This is a genomic window from Arthrobacter sp. TmtSoilC51, assembly GCF_055388015.1.
The window spans coordinates 1,176,343-1,192,542 of sequence record NZ_AP035877.1; the positions used below are offsets into that span (position 1 = coordinate 1,176,343).

Annotated in this window: 13 protein-coding genes; 9 read left to right on the forward strand and 4 right to left on the reverse strand. The window is 61.4% G+C overall.

Going from position 1 to position 16,200, the window contains the following annotated elements:
- The first annotated feature begins 198 nt into the window (after positions 1-198).
- The 3 genes from ACZ5G6_RS05515 (at position 199) to ACZ5G6_RS05525 (ending at position 4,057) form a co-directional block, all read left to right on the forward strand.
- Positions 199-2,433: an McrB family protein gene (locus ACZ5G6_RS05515; RefSeq protein WP_223936088.1), complete on the forward strand. Its 2,235-nt coding sequence runs from the start codon at positions 199-201 to the stop codon at positions 2,431-2,433.
- Between the two features lie 118 nt (positions 2,434-2,551).
- Positions 2,552-3,760, forward strand: a complete 1,209-nt coding sequence (locus ACZ5G6_RS05520) for a 5-methylcytosine restriction system specificity protein McrC (protein ID WP_498689973.1) — start codon at positions 2,552-2,554, stop codon at positions 3,758-3,760.
- A 42-nt stretch (positions 3,761-3,802) separates the two neighbouring features.
- Positions 3,803-4,057 carry a PLDc N-terminal domain-containing protein gene (locus ACZ5G6_RS05525; RefSeq protein WP_223936090.1) on the forward strand — a complete coding sequence of 85 codons (255 nt, stop codon included), beginning with the start codon at positions 3,803-3,805 and terminating at the stop codon, positions 4,055-4,057.
- 3 nt (positions 4,058-4,060) lie between these two features.
- Here the strand turns inward: ACZ5G6_RS05525 and ACZ5G6_RS05530 are convergent, their stop codons facing one another.
- A complete protein-coding gene (locus ACZ5G6_RS05530) occupies positions 4,061-5,731 on the reverse strand; it encodes a sensor histidine kinase (protein ID WP_498689976.1) in 1,671 nt (556 codons plus the stop codon).
- Between the two features lie 100 nt (positions 5,732-5,831).
- On the opposite strand from ACZ5G6_RS05530, the gene ACZ5G6_RS05535 reads away from it, so the two are divergent.
- From ACZ5G6_RS05535 to ACZ5G6_RS05545, 3 genes are all read left to right on the forward strand, one after another.
- The gene (locus tag ACZ5G6_RS05535) at positions 5,832-6,575 is read left to right on the forward strand and encodes a response regulator transcription factor (protein WP_223936092.1); all 744 of its coding nucleotides are present in this window, start codon (positions 5,832-5,834) and stop codon (positions 6,573-6,575) included.
- 384 nt (positions 6,576-6,959) lie between these two features.
- Entirely contained in the window at positions 6,960-7,778 is an 819-nt protein-coding gene (locus ACZ5G6_RS05540; protein WP_498691768.1) for an alpha/beta hydrolase, read from the forward strand.
- Between the two features lie 233 nt (positions 7,779-8,011).
- Positions 8,012-9,397, forward strand: coding sequence for an MFS transporter (locus tag ACZ5G6_RS05545; RefSeq protein ID WP_498689978.1), 1,386 nt, complete (start codon positions 8,012-8,014; stop codon positions 9,395-9,397).
- A 400-nt stretch (positions 9,398-9,797) separates the two neighbouring features.
- On the opposite strand, the gene ACZ5G6_RS05550 is transcribed toward ACZ5G6_RS05545, so the two are convergent.
- Genes ACZ5G6_RS05550 through ACZ5G6_RS05560 form a run of 3 tightly spaced genes read right to left on the reverse strand, consistent with a single transcriptional unit; the run spans position 9,798 to position 12,800 of the window.
- Complete coding sequence (locus ACZ5G6_RS05550) at positions 9,798-10,826, reverse strand: SLAC1 family transporter (RefSeq protein WP_498689980.1); 1,029 nt, start codon at positions 10,824-10,826, stop codon at positions 9,798-9,800.
- On the reverse strand, positions 10,823-11,674 hold the full coding sequence (locus tag ACZ5G6_RS05555) for an MBL fold metallo-hydrolase (RefSeq protein ID WP_498689982.1): 852 nt from the start codon (positions 11,672-11,674) through the stop codon (positions 10,823-10,825). The genes ACZ5G6_RS05550 and ACZ5G6_RS05555 overlap by 4 nt, the downstream gene beginning before the upstream one ends.
- 34 nt (positions 11,675-11,708) lie before the next feature.
- Entirely contained in the window at positions 11,709-12,800 is a 1,092-nt protein-coding gene (locus tag ACZ5G6_RS05560) for an alpha/beta hydrolase (protein WP_498691769.1), read from the reverse strand.
- A 33-nt stretch (positions 12,801-12,833) separates the two neighbouring features.
- Between ACZ5G6_RS05560 and ACZ5G6_RS05565 the strand changes: the two genes are divergently transcribed.
- The 3 genes from ACZ5G6_RS05565 to ACZ5G6_RS05575 all read left to right on the forward strand — a co-directional run bounded on the left by ACZ5G6_RS05565 (position 12,834) and on the right by ACZ5G6_RS05575 (position 16,161).
- The gene (locus ACZ5G6_RS05565; RefSeq protein ID WP_498689983.1) at positions 12,834-14,003 is read left to right on the forward strand and encodes a thiolase family protein; all 1,170 of its coding nucleotides are present in this window, start codon (positions 12,834-12,836) and stop codon (positions 14,001-14,003) included.
- Between the two features lie 217 nt (positions 14,004-14,220).
- A complete protein-coding gene (locus tag ACZ5G6_RS05570) occupies positions 14,221-14,943 on the forward strand; it encodes a flavin reductase family protein (RefSeq protein WP_498689986.1) in 723 nt (240 codons plus the stop codon).
- Positions 14,944-16,161 carry an alpha/beta fold hydrolase gene (locus ACZ5G6_RS05575; protein ID WP_498689989.1) on the forward strand — a complete coding sequence of 406 codons (1,218 nt, stop codon included), beginning with the start codon at positions 14,944-14,946 and terminating at the stop codon, positions 16,159-16,161. It begins immediately after the preceding gene.
- Positions 16,162-16,200: the final 39 nt, after the last annotated feature.

Genomic DNA, 16,200 nt, shown 5'->3' on the forward strand with positions numbered 1-16,200 from the left:
GACGCGGGCCGGGGCCCGGTGTAAAGCGTTGGAGGTCCACACCATTGTCTGGATCCGATCACTGCATATTACGGGTACTGCAGGTCTATGGGAATGACAGGCTCACGTCAAGCCATGTGTGCGCAAACATCGCAACTCAATCAGAGTCAGGCGTGTCCAAATCCAGATGCTTGGCTAAGTCAAACAAGGTAAGTTGGCATGGTGACCCCCTCCGTGAAGCCTGCCATTGACCGCGCCCCCGGGATCTCCAAGGAGATCGAGGACGCAGCTTGGTATGTGCTGGGCCCGGCACTTCAAGGGAAACCTTCAGCCCTGGATGGACGCACGCTGACATGGACGGCAGACGCCGCCGGGGAGCTGCTCGAACGTCTGGAGCGCGGGGTGGAAGATTCCAAAGCGCCCATGATGACCAACCTCCGGCAAAACCTTGACGGCGCGTCCCGGGAAGCCAAGCTGCTGGCCGTTGAACTACTCTTCCTGCAGTCGCTGCCATTGGCCCATGAGGTCAAGTCCCTCAGGGTCAAGCGAGCACGTGTCGCCGAGGCGGCATCGTGGGTGGAACCTCCCATCGAGTTGCCGGAACAGCTCTACGAGGGCATGACGGACCACGGGGTGATCCGCGACCGGACCGCGGAGTTCAACTGGACCATTTGGGACCACCTGAAGTGGCTGTGCCGTTTCGTGGCCCATGTGGACAGCCAAAGCACGGAAACCATCAACCAGGCGCTGGCCGACCCCTTAAAGTTCCACGAACTTGCTGTTGGAACACCGGAGGACCAGCCAGCCCTGCGCCGCAGCATTGAGTATTTGGTGTGGCCCAGCTACTTCGAGCCCGTGGTGGCTGACGTGGAGCGCCGGGAGATTCGTGACGCTTTCGCCTCGCTCGTTGGGGGTGCCGAGGGCGATACCGAGGAAGACATCACCGCGGACGTCCACCGGATCCGGCTGCACCTGGACGAACAAGCGGGCCAGCGCATCGACTGGTACGCCCGGCAGTTGGTCAGCCAATGGCGGAAGGTGGGAGACCCCGGCCGCCGGTCCTGGCTGTTGCGGACGCATCACGACAACGCTGATCTGCTGGCCGCTTGGGTGGCTGAAGAGACGGCCACACTGGATGTTGAGCACCTCCGCTCGCTTTCTGCGGGAGTAACCGCAGGCGTGGTCCAGCATGCCGTGGACGAGGATTACAAGCACCTGGGCTATGTGGAGCGCGAGGACACCAAGACGGCGGTCTTCGCCTTCCTGACGGTGATGAAGCCGGGGGACCTCACCCTCTACCAGCACGCCGGACGCGTCCGGGTTGGCGTGGTCCTCGGCGAGCCCGAGCACCATGAGGACAACCGGCGCATCCGCCGCAAGGTCCGGTGGTTCGATGACAGTTACGCCATCACGGAACTCCCACGCCACGCGCAGCGGCAACTGTCAACGCCCGGCATCATCGTGGATGTCACCAGGGTTATTCAGGCCCTGCAGGAACTCCTCCCGGTAGAAGCCGAAACCGATGGCGAGGATGAAGCGCCGCCCACCGCCGTCGTCGAGGTTGTCCAGCAAGGTTTCCGGCCCCTGACGGAAGGGTTCGCGGCGTCCCTTCACATGGACCTCGAGCCCTTGAAGGAGATCGCAGAACTGCTGGAAGAGAACCGCCAACTGGTTCTTTATGGCCCGCCGGGTACCGGCAAAACGTACCTTGCCAAGCACCTCGCTGCCGAGCTCGCAGGCGACAGCACTGATGAACGCGTGAAGCTGGTGCAGTTCCACCCGTCGTACGCGTACGAGGATTTCTTTGAAGGTTACCGGCCGGACAAGACCGACGACGGCCAGGTCTCCTTTAAGCTCGTCGCCGGGCCCCTGCGTCGGCTCGCTGAGGAAGCTGCCAAACCGGAGAACGCACACAAGCCGTACTTCCTGATCATCGACGAAATGAACCGTGCCAACCTGGCCAAGGTGTTCGGCGAGCTGTACTTCCTGCTCGAATATCGTGACGATCGCATCTACCTGCAGTACAGCCCGAACGAGCCTTTCAGCTTGCCGGACAACCTCTACATCATCGGCACCATGAACACAGCTGACCGTTCCATCGCCATGATGGACGCCGCCATCCGGCGTCGTTTCGCGTTCATCGAGCTGCATCCCAAGGTGGAACCGGTCAGGGGCTCGCTGCGGCGCTTCCTTGAAGCCCGGGGCTTGGACACGCTCAATGCCGATCTCCTGGACGCCCTCAATGACGCCATCGATGATTGGGACCGGGACTTGATGATTGGGCCGTCGTACTTCATGAAGAACGCTGCCCAGAACCCCACAGGGCTTCGCAGGATCTGGAAGTACGAGCTCATGCCGTTGTTGGAGGAGCACTACCACGGGCAACTGAACCGCGCGCAGCTTGAGGAACGCTTCGGCCTGGACCAATTGCTGGGACGACTTGCTGCCCGCTAAGGCCGTCCCGCCGCGGCCGCGACGGCCACCAGCCAGCGCGGGCCCAGCAAAGACGGGCCAAGCCAACACAAGCCCGGCCAACACAGGTCCGGCCAACACAGGTCCGCGGCACATCGTCATGGACGAACTCTCACGCGGAGTAGTGGACAAGCTGGACCCCCCAACTGCTGCGTTCATCAACGCCAGCGGACTGGCCAAGGCGTCACCGATGGGCATGGGCCTCTACAGGATCGAACCCGTCGGCAAAGTCGGCTCGGTAAGGACTTCCACAGTCCAGCTCGAGGTTCGCCCCAAGGAACGGCTTGGCCTGAGTCGCTTGCTTTTCCTCCTCAGCTACGCGGGCGATCAAGGCTTCCGCGACCACTCCGTGGAAGCAGTTGAGCACCCTGATCTCTGGAGTGCCCTGGCCGAATCGCTGGCCCAGCTGGCTGACCGTGCGCTGAGCCGAGGCGTCCTTCAGGGCTACCTCACCATCGATGAATCGCTCCGGACCGTGAAAGGCCGCATCCGCATCTCGGACCAGATCTCCCGCAGGCCCGGGATGATGGTGCCGTTGGAAGTGTCCTACGACGAATTCACCGAGGACATCGCTGAGAACCGCATCCTCCGCGCTGCCTTGGAACGCATGGGGAAGGTGCCCGGCGTCCGGGCCGACGTCTTGAGCCGCTTGCGCCAGCTCAAGGGAAAGCTCGACGCCGTCACGCGCCTTCAGTCCGGAGCCCCGCTGCCGCCGTGGCGGGCCAACCGAATGAATCTCAGGTACCACTCCGTGCTGCGGCTCTCGGAGGTTATCCTGCGCAATGCCTCGGCTGAGGCCGGGGAAGGGAAGCAGCAGACGGCTTCCTTTGTGGTGGACATGGCACAGGTCTTCGAGGAGTTCGTGGGCTCGGCTTTGCGCCATGCGATGGGTGCGTACCCGGGGGAGATGCGGCTTCAATATGGAGCGCTGCTCAATGAGGCTGTCCGGGACACGGACCGGCTGACGGTTCGCCCCGATGCCGTCCACTTCCTGGGCGGGAGGCCCGTGGTGGTATACGACTCCAAGTACACCGCGGCAGGCGACGCCGGCGCTTCATTGAACGCTGACCATTATCAGTTGCTGGCGTACTGCACAGCACTGCGGGTCCCCACGGCATGGCTTGTTTACGCCGGTCCAGGGGAGATGAAGCTGCGCAGGATCCTCAACACGGACATCGACATAGTGGAGTATCCGTTGGACCTGTCCCTGCCGCCGTCGGAAATCCTCGCAGCGGTGGCCGACCTCGCCGAACAATCGTGGGGCGAGGTGGTGCGTCAGGCTGTGGCGGGACGGTCGGCGTCGGACTAGCCTGAGAGCTACGTCCGTTTGGAAATTTTCGAGGGAGGCATCATGGCTCGCAGGAAATCGTGGCGCGATATGAGCAAAGGCCAACGCATCATGCTCATCATCAGCGGAGCCGTAAATATGGCCCTGCTCGGTGCGGCGCAACGGAGCATCGGCAAGACCCCCGATTCCAGGATCAGGGGCAAGAAGGCTGTCTGGCGCGCTGTCTCGTTCATCAACTTCTTCGGGCCGGTGAGCTACTTCCTCTTTGGCCGCCGTCGTGATGCCGCAGTGGCGGGAATGCCGGCAACCAAGCGGTAGCGCTCAGGCGGGCATCTTCACCAGGAAGGTTGTGCCCCGGCCGGGTTCGCTTTCCAGCGTGATGGTTCCGCCATGCGCTTCGACGATCGCCTTGCTGATGGGCAGTCCAAGCCCGACGCCGGGAATGGTGCTGTTGCGTACGCCGCCAGCTCGGAAGAACTTGGTAAAGGCCTCTGCCTGCTCTTCTTCAGTCATGCCCATGCCGGTGTCGGATACACGGCAGAACACAAAATCCTGGTCTTCCCACGCGGCCACTTCCACGTCTGCGCCTTCGGGGGAGTACTTGATGGCGTTTGACACCAGGTTGTCCAGGACCTGGGCTATACGCGAGGAGTCCACGTGGGCTTCCAAGGAGTCCGGGACGTCCATGGACAACCGGATGCCAGCTTTCGCAGCCCGGGGACCGGCGGAGCTGACGCTTCCCCGAACCAGCTCCGCCACGTCCACGGTGTGGGGCTGAATGATCATGTGCCCTGAACGTACGGCCAACAAGTCGGACACCAGGGTAAGCAGCCTTTCGGCGTTCCGCCGAACGATATCGAGTTGCCTCCGGGAGGAGGCGTCCAGGGCGCGGGGATCATCCAGCAGAAGCTCCACGTAGCCAAGTATGGACGTCAGCGGCGTCCGGAATTCGTGGGAGACGTTGGCGACGAAGTCGTCCTTGGCGGCCAGGGCGTTCACCAAGTCCGTGACGTCGCTGAAAACAACAACTGAGCCGGCGAAGTTACCGGCGTCGTCCACCATGGGGCGGGCGCTTGTGGTGAAGGCGCGCTGGTCTGCGCCGGAGCCAAGCCACACCAGCTGGTCCGTGAATCTTTCCCCCAGGACCGCACGCCTGACTGGACGGCGGTCAGCGGGCAGCGGGGTTGCCTTGTCCTTATCGAAGACGAGCAGTTCGGATTCGTTGGGATCGTCATTGCCTGGAGGTGTTGCCAGGGAGTGGGTCTGGCGCTGGCGGCGGTTCATGAGGATGTCATGACCTTCGCCGTCCACTGCCACCACACCCAGCGGCAAGGCTTCCATGACCGTGTTGAGGAGCCGCTCCTGCCTGGTGGTGACGTCCAGGGCTTTCTTTAGCTCCTCATCTTTTTGCTCCAACGCCCGCTGCTGGCGCACCATGCTCAGGGTCAGCACGCTCACCGAAACTCCGATGCCAAGGATCAGGATCGGGAACAGCAGGGGCTTTGTGAGGTCCTGCTCTGTCAAAGTCCCCTTGACGAACAAAGGTGTCCAAACGATGCAGAGCGGACCCACGAATGACAAAGCAATGGCCAGTCTTGGGTACAGGCCGGACGCGCACAGCCAAATGACGGGAAGGACCACCAGCACACTGAGCCCCGTGAGCGCTTCCTGCCCTCCCTCCCTTCCGAAGGAAATCGAGACCATGTCCAGGATGGGTATCACCAGGAAGCTGGGAAAAGGCAGCCGGTGCCAGGGCACAATGATGCACACCGCCAACAGGAATGCCTGGCTCAGCAGGAAGACGAGGAATAAGGGATTCTCGAGAGTGGCCGGGAAAAACAGCCACACCAGAATCGCCGAAATGCACACGCAGACGGACAGCGGCAATTGGCTTAGTACCACCCTCATGCGCAGCGTGTGTTCGTGGAAAGAGCGCTGAAAAACAAGGAGTTTCTTCTTCTGGCCAAGATCCCAGGTGGTTGGGTGGGTCATGACACAACCACCGGGAATGCAGAAGAAGTTCGGTTCATGAGATCAGCCTAACCATAATGGTTATACTTCGAAGGGTTATCGAAGGGGCTGAGGGGCAGCGATGAGTGAAGTACGTGTGGGGCTGGTCATTGAAGATGACCAGGATATTCGCGAATTGGTGCGCGTGGTCCTTTCCCAAGCGGGGTTTGACGTCCACGTTGCGTCCACTGGATCCGCCGGCGTCACGTCAGCCCGCGAACTGAATCCAGACGTTATTACCCTGGACCTGGGCCTCCCGGACATCGATGGTTTCGAGGTGGCCCGCCAGATCCGGAAATCCTCGGACGCTTACATCATCATGCTCACGGCCCGTGCTGAGGAGCTGGATACCCTCATGGGCCTGGAGGCCGGGGGCGATGATTACCTCACCAAGCCGTTCCGGCCCCGCGAACTCCGGGCCCGCGTCGAGGCCATGATGAGGAGGCCCCGCGCGTCGTCGGAGTCCAAGGCCGCCGTGGAAGAAACAGATCCGGAAATGACCCACAACGGCCTCGCCGTTTCGGTCGGTTCCCGCACAGCAGTCTTGAACGGCAAGGAGCTGAGGCTAACACGCACCGAGTTCGACCTCCTGCTTGCGCTCCTGGAGACCGGCAGGATTGTGCGGACCAAGGCCGATCTGGCGCGGCGTCTCCGCAATGAACCCTACGATGTCGGCAGCTACGTCAGCGACGCCGATGAACGCGCCGTTGAGGTGCATATGGGCAACCTGCGCAAGAAACTTGGCGACAGCATCCAGAACCCGCGCTGGCTCGAGACTGTGCGCGGCGTTGGGTACCGGCTCGCGCCACTGGCCCAGGGCAACTAACGCTGCGCTGGCCCATCTAAGTAGCACTTGATGCCGTTTTGAGGGCTCAGAACGGCATCAACTGCGACTCAGTTGGATCAGCCCACCACGCGTCCGCTCCGCGGCTCATGTAGAGAGCATTGACTCATGACCCGCTGACCCGCGCGAGGGCGATATCGCCGGCGGCTCGGGAATCACTAACAATTGGGGCAAAATGCTCGGCCGGGTATTCCGGTCGAGCATTTTTGCTTGCTGGCAGGGAAGCGCCCGAGAGGTGCGATATGCCGACGTCGCTCATGGAGCGGTGCTGATCATGCCATAGCCCCCAGCAGCACGCCGTCGAAATATGCAAACCATTGTTACTTCTGTCACTCTCTGATAGGTTCAGCTGCTGTGGAAACGATGATGTTTAACCCCGGTAGCAATGTTCAACTCGAGATTCTCGCGTCCGGCCCTCCGGGCGGGGTCCGACCCCGTTTTGCTTTTCTCTTTGTGCATGGCCTCGGCCATGACGCCACCTGCTGGCGCAACTGGATGCACGCAGCTTCCGAGGATGGCTATGCGGCGTACGCGGTCTCGCTCCGGGGTCACGGCGGCAGCGGAGGAAGGCTCCGCTCGGCGCGGCTGAAGGATTATGTTGAAGACGTCCTTCGAGCGGTCGAGACTGTCGATGCTGATGAGCTCGTCTTGGTTGGTCACTCGCTCGGTGGCCTGGTGGTGCAGCGGGTGTTGGCGCTGCAGCCGGCGAAGGTGACTGCGGGCGTGCTTGTTGGCTCCATCACTTCCGGCCCGGCCTTCGGAACGGTCTTGTCGGTGCTGAGAAGCCATCCCTGGCAAGCGATGCGGTTTCTCGCGGGTCGAAGCATTCGGCTGCCGTCGGACATGTTGTTCGAGCGAATGGGCACTGAAGAGGCGGGGGAGATTTCCCGATCCCTTTGCGGCGAGTCGCCTTGGGTCCAGTACCAGCTGCTTTTCCACCTTCCGGCGAGGATGAAGTCTGAATATCCACTTCTGTCCGTCTACAGCAAGCACGACCGAATGGTGCCAGTGCGGTCAGCGCGCGCAACCGCACGGCGCTACGGCGCCGATGTGCGGGAACTCGCCGGGATCGGACATGACATGATGCTCGACGGCGGCTGGGAAGAGTCCTGGAGCGTGATTAGTGACTGGCTGAAGGCGCTGCGGGTCGAGGCGATCTCCCGGACGGCAAGGCCAGCAGATTGAGTGCCGAAGAGCCATTGCTTGAAAGAGCTGTATAGCTTAAGCTTCTTTCAATCGCAGAGTTCACCTTGTGTCCCCGATCACACTTGAGGGTTCGGTTGCCATGAGCAAGGCGCAAGTGAACAACCTAGACGGCAATCGCCCATGGAAGACTGCGTGCCCCGATCCACGAGCACTACGAGCTTCGCATCAGCTCACGCACGCCAACGACGGCGTGCATTAGAAAGGCGAACAACATGGCAATTGCCAACGAGGCGTCAAAGACGACCGGCCTCCGGACCCCGGGATCCTCCCGCTTGACCGTTCAGGAAATACTCAATGAAGCGCCGCTTGGCAACAGGAGGCGCGTAATCATCCTTCTCGGGTTCCTGACCATGACCCTGGAAGGAGTTGAAATCGGCCTGTGGGGATTCATTTACCCACAAATAGTCACCCAGTGGGGTACCTCGCTGGCCACTGTTACCACCATGGTGACGCTGGGAGTTGTGGGGCTTACTGTCGGTTCCATGGTTGCCGGCCCGCTATCGGACCAGATCGGCCGAAGGCTCCCGATTATCGTAGGCACGGCAGGATTCGGGCTGGCCACCTTAGGCGGCGCGCTGGCACAAAACGACCTGATGTTGGGAATCTTCCGGGTGGTGGCATGCCTGTTCCTCGGAGCTGTCATGCCCCTGGTCATCACGCTCGTAGCCGAGTTCGCGCCTGAAAAGCGGAAGGCCGCCATTGTGGCCATCACGTTCACCGGTTTCCCGCTGGGGACAGTCATCACCGGCTTCCTGGCATCCACCATTCTTCCCACCCTGGGCTGGCAGTGGCTGCTCGGAACCGGAACAGTCCTGGCATTGATTCTCCTGCCCGCACTGGTGTGGGGCCTTCCGGAATCAACGGTGTTTATGATTCGAAGGGGAGGCCGGAGAGAAAACGTGACGAAGGTACTGAGTGCCATCATCCCGGGTTTTGACATGAACACAGTGGATCTGACGGGCGCACCGCAGGCTGGCGCCGCCAAGCCGGTTGGAGGTGTCAGGGCGGTACTGTCCAAGAAACTTGTGGTGGTATCGCTGCTCATCTGGCTTTGCTACTTCATCTGCGCCGCAGTGGTTTATATGTTCCTGAACTACCTGCCGCTGATCGTCAAGCAACTTAATATCGATGCTGCGGGCACAGGCAATGTGGTGTCGATGTTCGGCATCGGCGGTGTGATCGGAGCCTTGGCTATCGGTTTTGCCATGGAAAAGCTGGGCAAATACCTATCCCTCGGTGCCGCCTTCATGCTGGCCGCCGGAGCGGCCTGGATCCTGGCATCAGTCAACCTGACCTTGCCCCTGCTGCTGGTTCTGGGCTTCACCATCGGCGTTGTGCTGGTGGGTGCCAACAGCGGTATGAACGCACTGAGCACGTCGGTTTTCCCCACTGAAGCCCGCGCAACCGGCGTGTCATGGATGGACAGCTTCGGCAAGGCCGGCTCCATCGTCAGCGGTCTGCTGGGTGGCGTGATGCTGGGCGCAGGATGGGGCGTGGACCAGATCTTCTTCGCCCTGGCCATTCCGCTCCTGGCGGGAGCTGCGGCCGTGGGTGCAGTCAGGGCGATGACCACACGCCGTTCACGTTCCGATTCATAAGGCGGCCCTCATCTACGGCCCTGATCGCCACAGGGTCACCGGACGCCAGCGATAAAGAGTCCCAATTCGAGCCACCTTGCTCCTGCTCCGGAGCAAGGTGGCTCCGCTGTTTGCAGTGTCAGCCGGAGGGAAGGTTCGGTGACTGCAGCACGGGGTGCAGTTGCATTTCCCGGCGGGGCTCGATTACCCGTGCGGCCGTCATGCCCTACTGACGAGTGCACTTAACGCGGAAAGGACCTCCGAGTGGAGCTGGACTCTCTACAAGTCCCGCTCCACCCGAAGGTCCTTCCTTGTCGCCCCTGCACGCCGCAACCGTTTGCCGCAACTCAAGCGTCCGACGTCGAACATCCACTTGGGCGCCTCCGCGCGGACTTGCTGTGGTCACGGCCGCGCGGAAGCGTCAGCGCGGCTTCTTGGCTGGCGAACCGTAAATGAGCGTCCGTATTCCGGTACCAAGGACAAAAGCCGTGGCAAGGCCCAAGAGGGTCCAGGAGATGAGTTCCGCTCCGGCGACGTCGACGGTCCTGAGCCACCGGATGCCGTAGTTCGCCGACGTTGACACCGGGAAGGTGAAGATCCAGAACGTCAGTGAAAACGGCAGACTGGCGTACTGGGGGATCAGAAGCACCTGCATCAGAATCATCATGAAGAGGATTCCCGTGAGTCCTGCCTGGATGATTCCGGAACCCTCCGGGCGGATGACTATCCAGGCAACGCAGGCCGTTGCGGGGGCGGCCACATACCCGGCCAAGACGGGCTTCAAATCGTCCGGCATCTCAATCCCCGCCATGAAGCGCACCGTCACCACCGTTCCGATCACCAGCCAGAAAAAAGCACCGGTTCCCCACGCGGCGATCGCCGCTTGGGGCCAACCCATGGTGGAGAAGCCGATGCTGGCGATGAAGGGACCTGCGGCAACGGGAAGCAGGTAACCAGGGTGGACCCATTCCAGGGTCACTCCTCCGGTCACCCAGTGGACCAGAAGCCTTGCTCCGAGGAGCGTGAGAGCGATGACGAAGAACAGGCACAGCACGGACCAGAACACCTTGTTGTATTCGATGTAGTGACTGCTCAGGAGGATGCCCACCAAGGGAATGAAGGACGCTGACGGACCGTTTCCGGGGTGCCTCAGTTCTTTGTCGAAGTGTCCCTCGGACCCGTATCGGAAACTTTTTGCCAGGTACCGGATAAGCAGGACGGACCAGATAGCGGCACTGATCCCGTAAAAGACCTCCGCTGGCCACGCGGGGGCATGAAGTGGCAGGCGGGCTGCCTGCCAGGTGCCTCCCAGCCCCGTGATGCCCAGGGGAATGGCAAACAGGTTGAAGGGGTGCGACGGAGGCTTTGGCGGTGATTCAGTGACGAGATCGGGCGACCGCGCTTCCGAAGCCGTCGCAAACGCCCCATCGCGGGCACCGGTGCTGGTCAACTGAGCAATTTCATGGCCGCACCCCACAACGCACCCGGGTTTATGCGGTCAGGATGAAGCGCAAGCATTGCGGAGAAGAACTCCTCCGGCGTTGGTTCCTCGGCCAGGAGCTTTGATGCGTCCAAAAGGTACTTGCGGGTCTCTTGGATCTGACCGGGCAGATCCGGCAATGCGGGATTCTTGTGCCCGGCCACAACGAACTTCGGCTCAAGGTTCTCCGCGATGTCAATCGCCCGCAGCCAGGCTTCAAGACCCCCGTCCTGGGACTCAGTCAGGTAGGGGTGGACCCCGTTATAGACGGCGTCCCCGGCTACCAGGAGACCGATGGAGGGAACGAACAGCATGGTGGTGTTGTCAGTGTCGGTATGGCCCACTTCAATGATCTGCAGTTCATGACCCTCAAGTTCAAACGACCCATTGTCCACTGGCTGGGTCACTGTTGTGGTGGGCGGAATCTGGTCCGGGAAGATCGAGTCCCAGAAGGAGGAACGGAACTCCGGAGAGCCGTGCATGGCCATTTCCTGGAGCGTGCCCGGGGTTGCCAGTACTGTAACCCCCGGAAACCGCTCGGCCAGGGGACCTGCGCCGAACCAGTGGTCGCCGTGGCCGTGGGTGATGTAGATGTGGCTAAGTGTCTTCCCTGATGCTTCAATCCAGTCCCCGACCCTCGTTGTCTGGTCAACCGTCATGGGCGGGTCAACCAGCACCGCGTTTTCCTGTCCGGAGATCAGCGTGGAGGACAGCGGGGACCAGATGCGGGGGTCACCGTTGGGAAGTGTCCCTCGTCCTGTTTGAGGCAGGGTGCCGGAGACAAATACGTCGTAAACCAGCTCGGTTGTAGGTGCCATAATATGCGTCACTTTCCCTGAAGTTTGTGGTGGTTTAGAGGTGCAGCAAAAACCAGTCGAGAGCGGCAGAGCTTGATTCTTCGAAGTTTTCTACATACGGCTCGAAGTGGCCCCCTGGAAGCATCACGAGCGATTTGGGCTCCTGGGCCTGTTCGTAGGCCTCGAGGGCCAGGTCCGTGCCGGTCAGTTCATCGTCAGCGGCCACGATGAAGAGCAGCGGCTTGGGGGACACCCTTGAGGCCCAGACTCCCGGTTCGTAGAGGCGCGCTGCCCGGGTGGATTGCAAGGTGACGGTGTTGTCCCAGCCGTACTCTTCCGGGCCGGGTTGCGTGTAAAAGCGCAGAGCTGAGGGAAGCCGGTATGCGGCAGGCTGGTTTGGATCACTGCTTACCACTGCGATCATCTTTGGCGCCTCGCCGGCGGCCTGGCCTCGTTCGTCGTCGACGAAGGACTGTTCCAGGGCAATCCTCGCGTCACCCACGGCGCGGCGGGAACCGGCCACATGGCCGTTGATGGCGGGCACCTGGGACACCACAGCTTTGAGCCGCTCTTCCGTAGCTCCCAAAACCAAGGCGTGCCCGCCGGAGTAGCTGGACCCCCACAGGCCTATCCGCGAGGGGTCCACTTCAGGCCTGCCTTCGAGGTAGGTCACAGCCCGGCGCCAGTCCTTGATCTGCTGCCAGGGATTGATGTCATGGCGGAGTTCTCCCTCGCTCGCGCCGAAATTGCGGTGGTCGTGGACCAGGACCACGAATCCGTTGGCGGCAAAGCGGGAGGCGTAAGCGGCGAGGCCGTGAGCGCGGGTTCCCGCATAGCCGTGTGCCATGGTGATGGCCGGATGAGGTCCTGGCCCATCCGGGATGTAGAGCCAAGCGCGGAGCGTGATGCCCCCGTCGGCCGCGAATTCAACATCCAGTCGTTCTGCCATGAGTCTCTCTTTTCTTTCCAGCGCCCCTGGACGGGCAGTGTGAAGCCGCGGGAGCGACGCCGCGCGCCGCGGGGAATTTGTGAGGTGTGGGTAAGGGGGTAAAGATGTGAAATAAGCGTACAGCTTTAGACTCTGTCCCGCAAAGACTTTTTGGCGTATGCTCCTTTCACGGCCGCGAGCCGGCCGCCCATTCCAGATTTCCTTCCCCGATGCACGACGAAAGGCAGAAGCATGGCAAGCAGCTTCATCTACGACGGGATCCGTACCCCCTTTGGAAAATTCGGCAAATCATTGGCCGGCGTTCGTCCTGACGATTTGGCCTCCCATGTCGTCCGCGAAGTGGTGGACAGGCAGCCCGGGCTGGAAGCGGACAGGATTGACGAGGTGATCTTGGGTAACGCCAATGGTGCCGGAGAGGACAACCGCAATGTGGCACGCATGGCCGCGCTGCTCGCCGGGCTTCCGACCTCGGTGCCTGGCGTCACGGTCAATCGACTGTGCGGCTCCGGACTTGAGGCTGCGATCCACGCAAGCCGTGCCGTGGAAATCGGGGATGCGGAGCTGATTGTTGCCGGGGGCGTTGAATCGATGAGCAGGGCGCCCTGGATCCTGGCAAAACCCGAGCGGGCGTATCCGGCCGGCCCTGAAACCCTGCACAGTTCGACGCTGGGCTGGCGAATGGTCAACCCCCGGATGAACGAGGCCTGGACCATCTCCAATGGCGAGACGGCTGAAATCCTGGCCGACAAGTTTGGCATATCAAGGACCGAGCAAGACCAGTTTGCCGTGAGAAGCCACAGCTTGGCTGCCAAGGCCTGGTCCGAGGGCATCTACGACGACGAAGTCGTGCCCCATCCGGATTCGGCGCTCCACACCGATGAGGGCGTGCGACCCGGCACCTCCGAGGTGGCCTTGGCTGGCCTGGAGCCGGCATTCCGTGACGGTGGCTCGGTAACGGCGGGTAATTCCTCTCCGCTCAATGATGGGGCAGCGGCTATGCTCATCGGCCGTGAGGGTGCCCTGGAAACAGAACCTCTGGCTCGCATCGTTTCACGCGGAGTGGCTGGCAACGATCCAAACATTTTCGGCATTGCGCCTGTAGGGGCTGCCAATCAGGCGTTGGCGCGGGCAGGGAAAACCTGGGCAGACGTGGACGTCGTGGAGCTCAACGAAGCGTTCGCCGCCCAAAGCCTGGCGTGCCTGCGGCTTTGGCCCGACCTGGACCCGGAGAAAGTGAATATCCATGGTGGAGCGTTGGCGCTGGGCCACCCGCTGGGGGCGTCCGGCTCCCGCATTCTTATCCACCTGGCGCGCGAGCTGAAGCGCCGTGGAGGCGGTGTTGGCGTTGCTGCCATCTGCATCGGTGTAGGGCAGGGGCTTGCTGTCGTTCTGGAGAGATAGCTGCCGTCCCCGCTCCCGCGCGGTTGCACCACTTAAGGCGTTTTGAAATTCTGAATCAACACTCTTGTCCGAAATAGGTAAAACGGATACGCTTACTTCAGCTGACTTTCACTAAGCTCCAAAACTTCCCTCCACCGCAGGCCGCGCCGATGCAGCCTCAGGTCGCGTTTCTTCCAAGGAACGCCCCCACACTGACAAGGAAAGATACAGGCTCTCCATGATCATCAATAGTGCGGATCTCAACGCCGTCGACTCCTATAAACTCCTCATCGGAAGCATCATTCCCAGGGCTATCGCGTGGGTGAGCACCGTCTCGCCCGACGGAGTGGCCAATCTGGCGCCCATTTCCTTCTTCACGGCGGTGGGGCGAAAGCCGCCCATGGTGTCGATCTCGCTGCAGCCGCGCTCAGACGGGAAGACCCTCAAGGACACGTTCGTCAACATTCGCGAAACGGGAAACTTTGTGGTCAACGTGGCGACGCTTCCACAGGCACACGCCCTGCACTCCTCGGCCTTCGAATTTCCCTCGGGTATCGACGAGTTTGAGGCCGTGGGTCTTGAAAAAGAGGCTTCACAAGCCGTGTCTGCGCCCAGGATCAAAGACGCCCCCATCGCAATGGAATGCGTCGTTAACCGCATCATCCCTGTCGGCGAGATGAACGATCACGTGGTCTGGGGCGAAGTTGTCCGTTTCCATGTCAAGGACGAGCTTTACCTGGAACGAGGCCGGATTGATACGGCAGCAGTTACTGCCGTCGGGCGGTTGGCGGCTGAGTACACCCTGGTTGAAAACGTGTTCACCACGCCCCTCGAGGATGAACTCCTGAAGTCCAAGCACAATCAACGCATGGCACGGCTGGACGGTCAGCCGAATGACTGGTCACCCATCAATACAGCAGCCTGGTCCCCATCAGGCTCGACCCTCACCAAGGAGCAGTAGATGAGCACTGTAATGGAGCAGTTGCAGAAGCAGGACCCCTCGTTGACAACCACTGGCAGCGGCGACGTGGCCGTGCTTTTCATCCACGGATTCCTGGATGATCAGAGTGTCTGGGACGACGTCGTCTCGGAACTCGCCACCGCAAACGCCCAGTTTCTGAGGCTGGACCTGGCAGGGATGGGGGACCGGAGCGGGGACGAAGGCCCGTACAGCCTGGAGCGATACGCCGACGACGTCGCTCGGGTCGTGGCGGGTCTGGACAGGCCCGTCGTGGTCGTGGCGCAAAGCATGGGAACGTTGGTGGCTGAACTTGTTGCTGTCCGCCATCCAGGCAAGGTGGTGGGTGCTGTATTTGTTACCCCGGTGCCTTTGGCGGGGACCCACCTTCCTGAGGAAGCTGTTGGCCCTTTCCGGCATGTGGGCGGGGATGCAGAAGCCCAACGAGGGATCCGGAAGTACCTTGGCGGCGGGTTGAACGAGTTCGGGTTGGACAAGCTCACCTATATAGGGGGCCGCATCCGTCCAGAAGTCGTTACCCATCTCGTCGACTGCTGGAACGAAGGGATTCCGAACGCCCCTGCGGAGAGTGAATTTAGCGCACCAGTGTTAATAATCCGCGGTGACGCAGACCCGTTCGCCACCGCCGAGCTGGTCTCTTCAGCTGTCGCCCCGCGATTCCGACACGTCAAGGAGGAAGTGCTCAGTGGGGCGGGCCACTGGCCTCACGTCGAGCAGCCTCGGAACGTGGCAGGACTCATCGGGCGATTCCTCAAAGAAGTTTCTGAAGCCTCTGCCACTACGTCTGGCGGAGCAGACGCCCAGGGATGGATAAATGCCTTTGCCAGCAAATCCGCGGACGACTTCGGCGAGGCCTTCCACCGCGACGTTGTCCTTGAGGCCTCCGTCATCCGGTCGCCGATCACCGGCCGGGAGAACGTGAAAGCGGTAATGAGCGCAGCCAGCTCTATTTACGAATCGCTTGAGTTCACCCATCAAACCGTCAATGGGCCGCGCACCTACCTTGAATGGCAGGCCACCGCGTTCAGCGGTCTCAAAATCTATGGAGTCACTATCCTCACCAAGGACGAAGCCGGCCAGATCGTCTCGGCCGCCATCCACCATCGCCCGCTTGACGCAGCGCTCCGGTTTTCGGCTGAACTGGGGAAACGCCTCGGAAAGTCCGTGGGCGATGAATCCCGTTTCTACTCCGCCGACTGATTCCTTCGGATTCAGCTGGTTCGCAACTACTTCCTAGCG

Bases quoted from the DNA above. Each gene is read 5' to 3' on its own strand.
- ACZ5G6_RS05515 (WP_223936088.1), top strand. From the start codon at position 199: ATGGTGACCCCCTCCGTGAAGCCTGCCATTGACCGCGCCCCCGGGATC.
- ACZ5G6_RS05535 (WP_223936092.1), top strand. From the start codon at position 5,832: ATGAGTGAAGTACGTGTGGGGCTGGTCATTGAAGATGACCAGGATATT.
- ACZ5G6_RS05540 (WP_498691768.1), top strand. From the start codon at position 6,960: ATGTTTAACCCCGGTAGCAATGTTCAACTCGAGATTCTCGCGTCCGGC.
- ACZ5G6_RS05520 (WP_498689973.1), top strand. From the start codon at position 2,552: ATGGACGAACTCTCACGCGGAGTAGTGGACAAGCTGGACCCCCCAACT.
- ACZ5G6_RS05530 (WP_498689976.1), bottom strand. From the start codon at position 5,731: ATGACCCACCCAACCACCTGGGATCTTGGCCAGAAGAAGAAACTCCTT.
- ACZ5G6_RS05525 (WP_223936090.1), top strand. From the start codon at position 3,803: ATGGCTCGCAGGAAATCGTGGCGCGATATGAGCAAAGGCCAACGCATC.
- ACZ5G6_RS05545 (WP_498689978.1), top strand. From the start codon at position 8,012: ATGGCAATTGCCAACGAGGCGTCAAAGACGACCGGCCTCCGGACCCCG.
- ACZ5G6_RS05565 (WP_498689983.1), top strand. From the start codon at position 12,834: ATGGCAAGCAGCTTCATCTACGACGGGATCCGTACCCCCTTTGGAAAA.
- ACZ5G6_RS05555 (WP_498689982.1), bottom strand. From the start codon at position 11,674: ATGGCACCTACAACCGAGCTGGTTTACGACGTATTTGTCTCCGGCACC.
- ACZ5G6_RS05570 (WP_498689986.1), top strand. From the start codon at position 14,221: ATGATCATCAATAGTGCGGATCTCAACGCCGTCGACTCCTATAAACTC.
- ACZ5G6_RS05575 (WP_498689989.1), top strand. From the start codon at position 14,944: ATGAGCACTGTAATGGAGCAGTTGCAGAAGCAGGACCCCTCGTTGACA.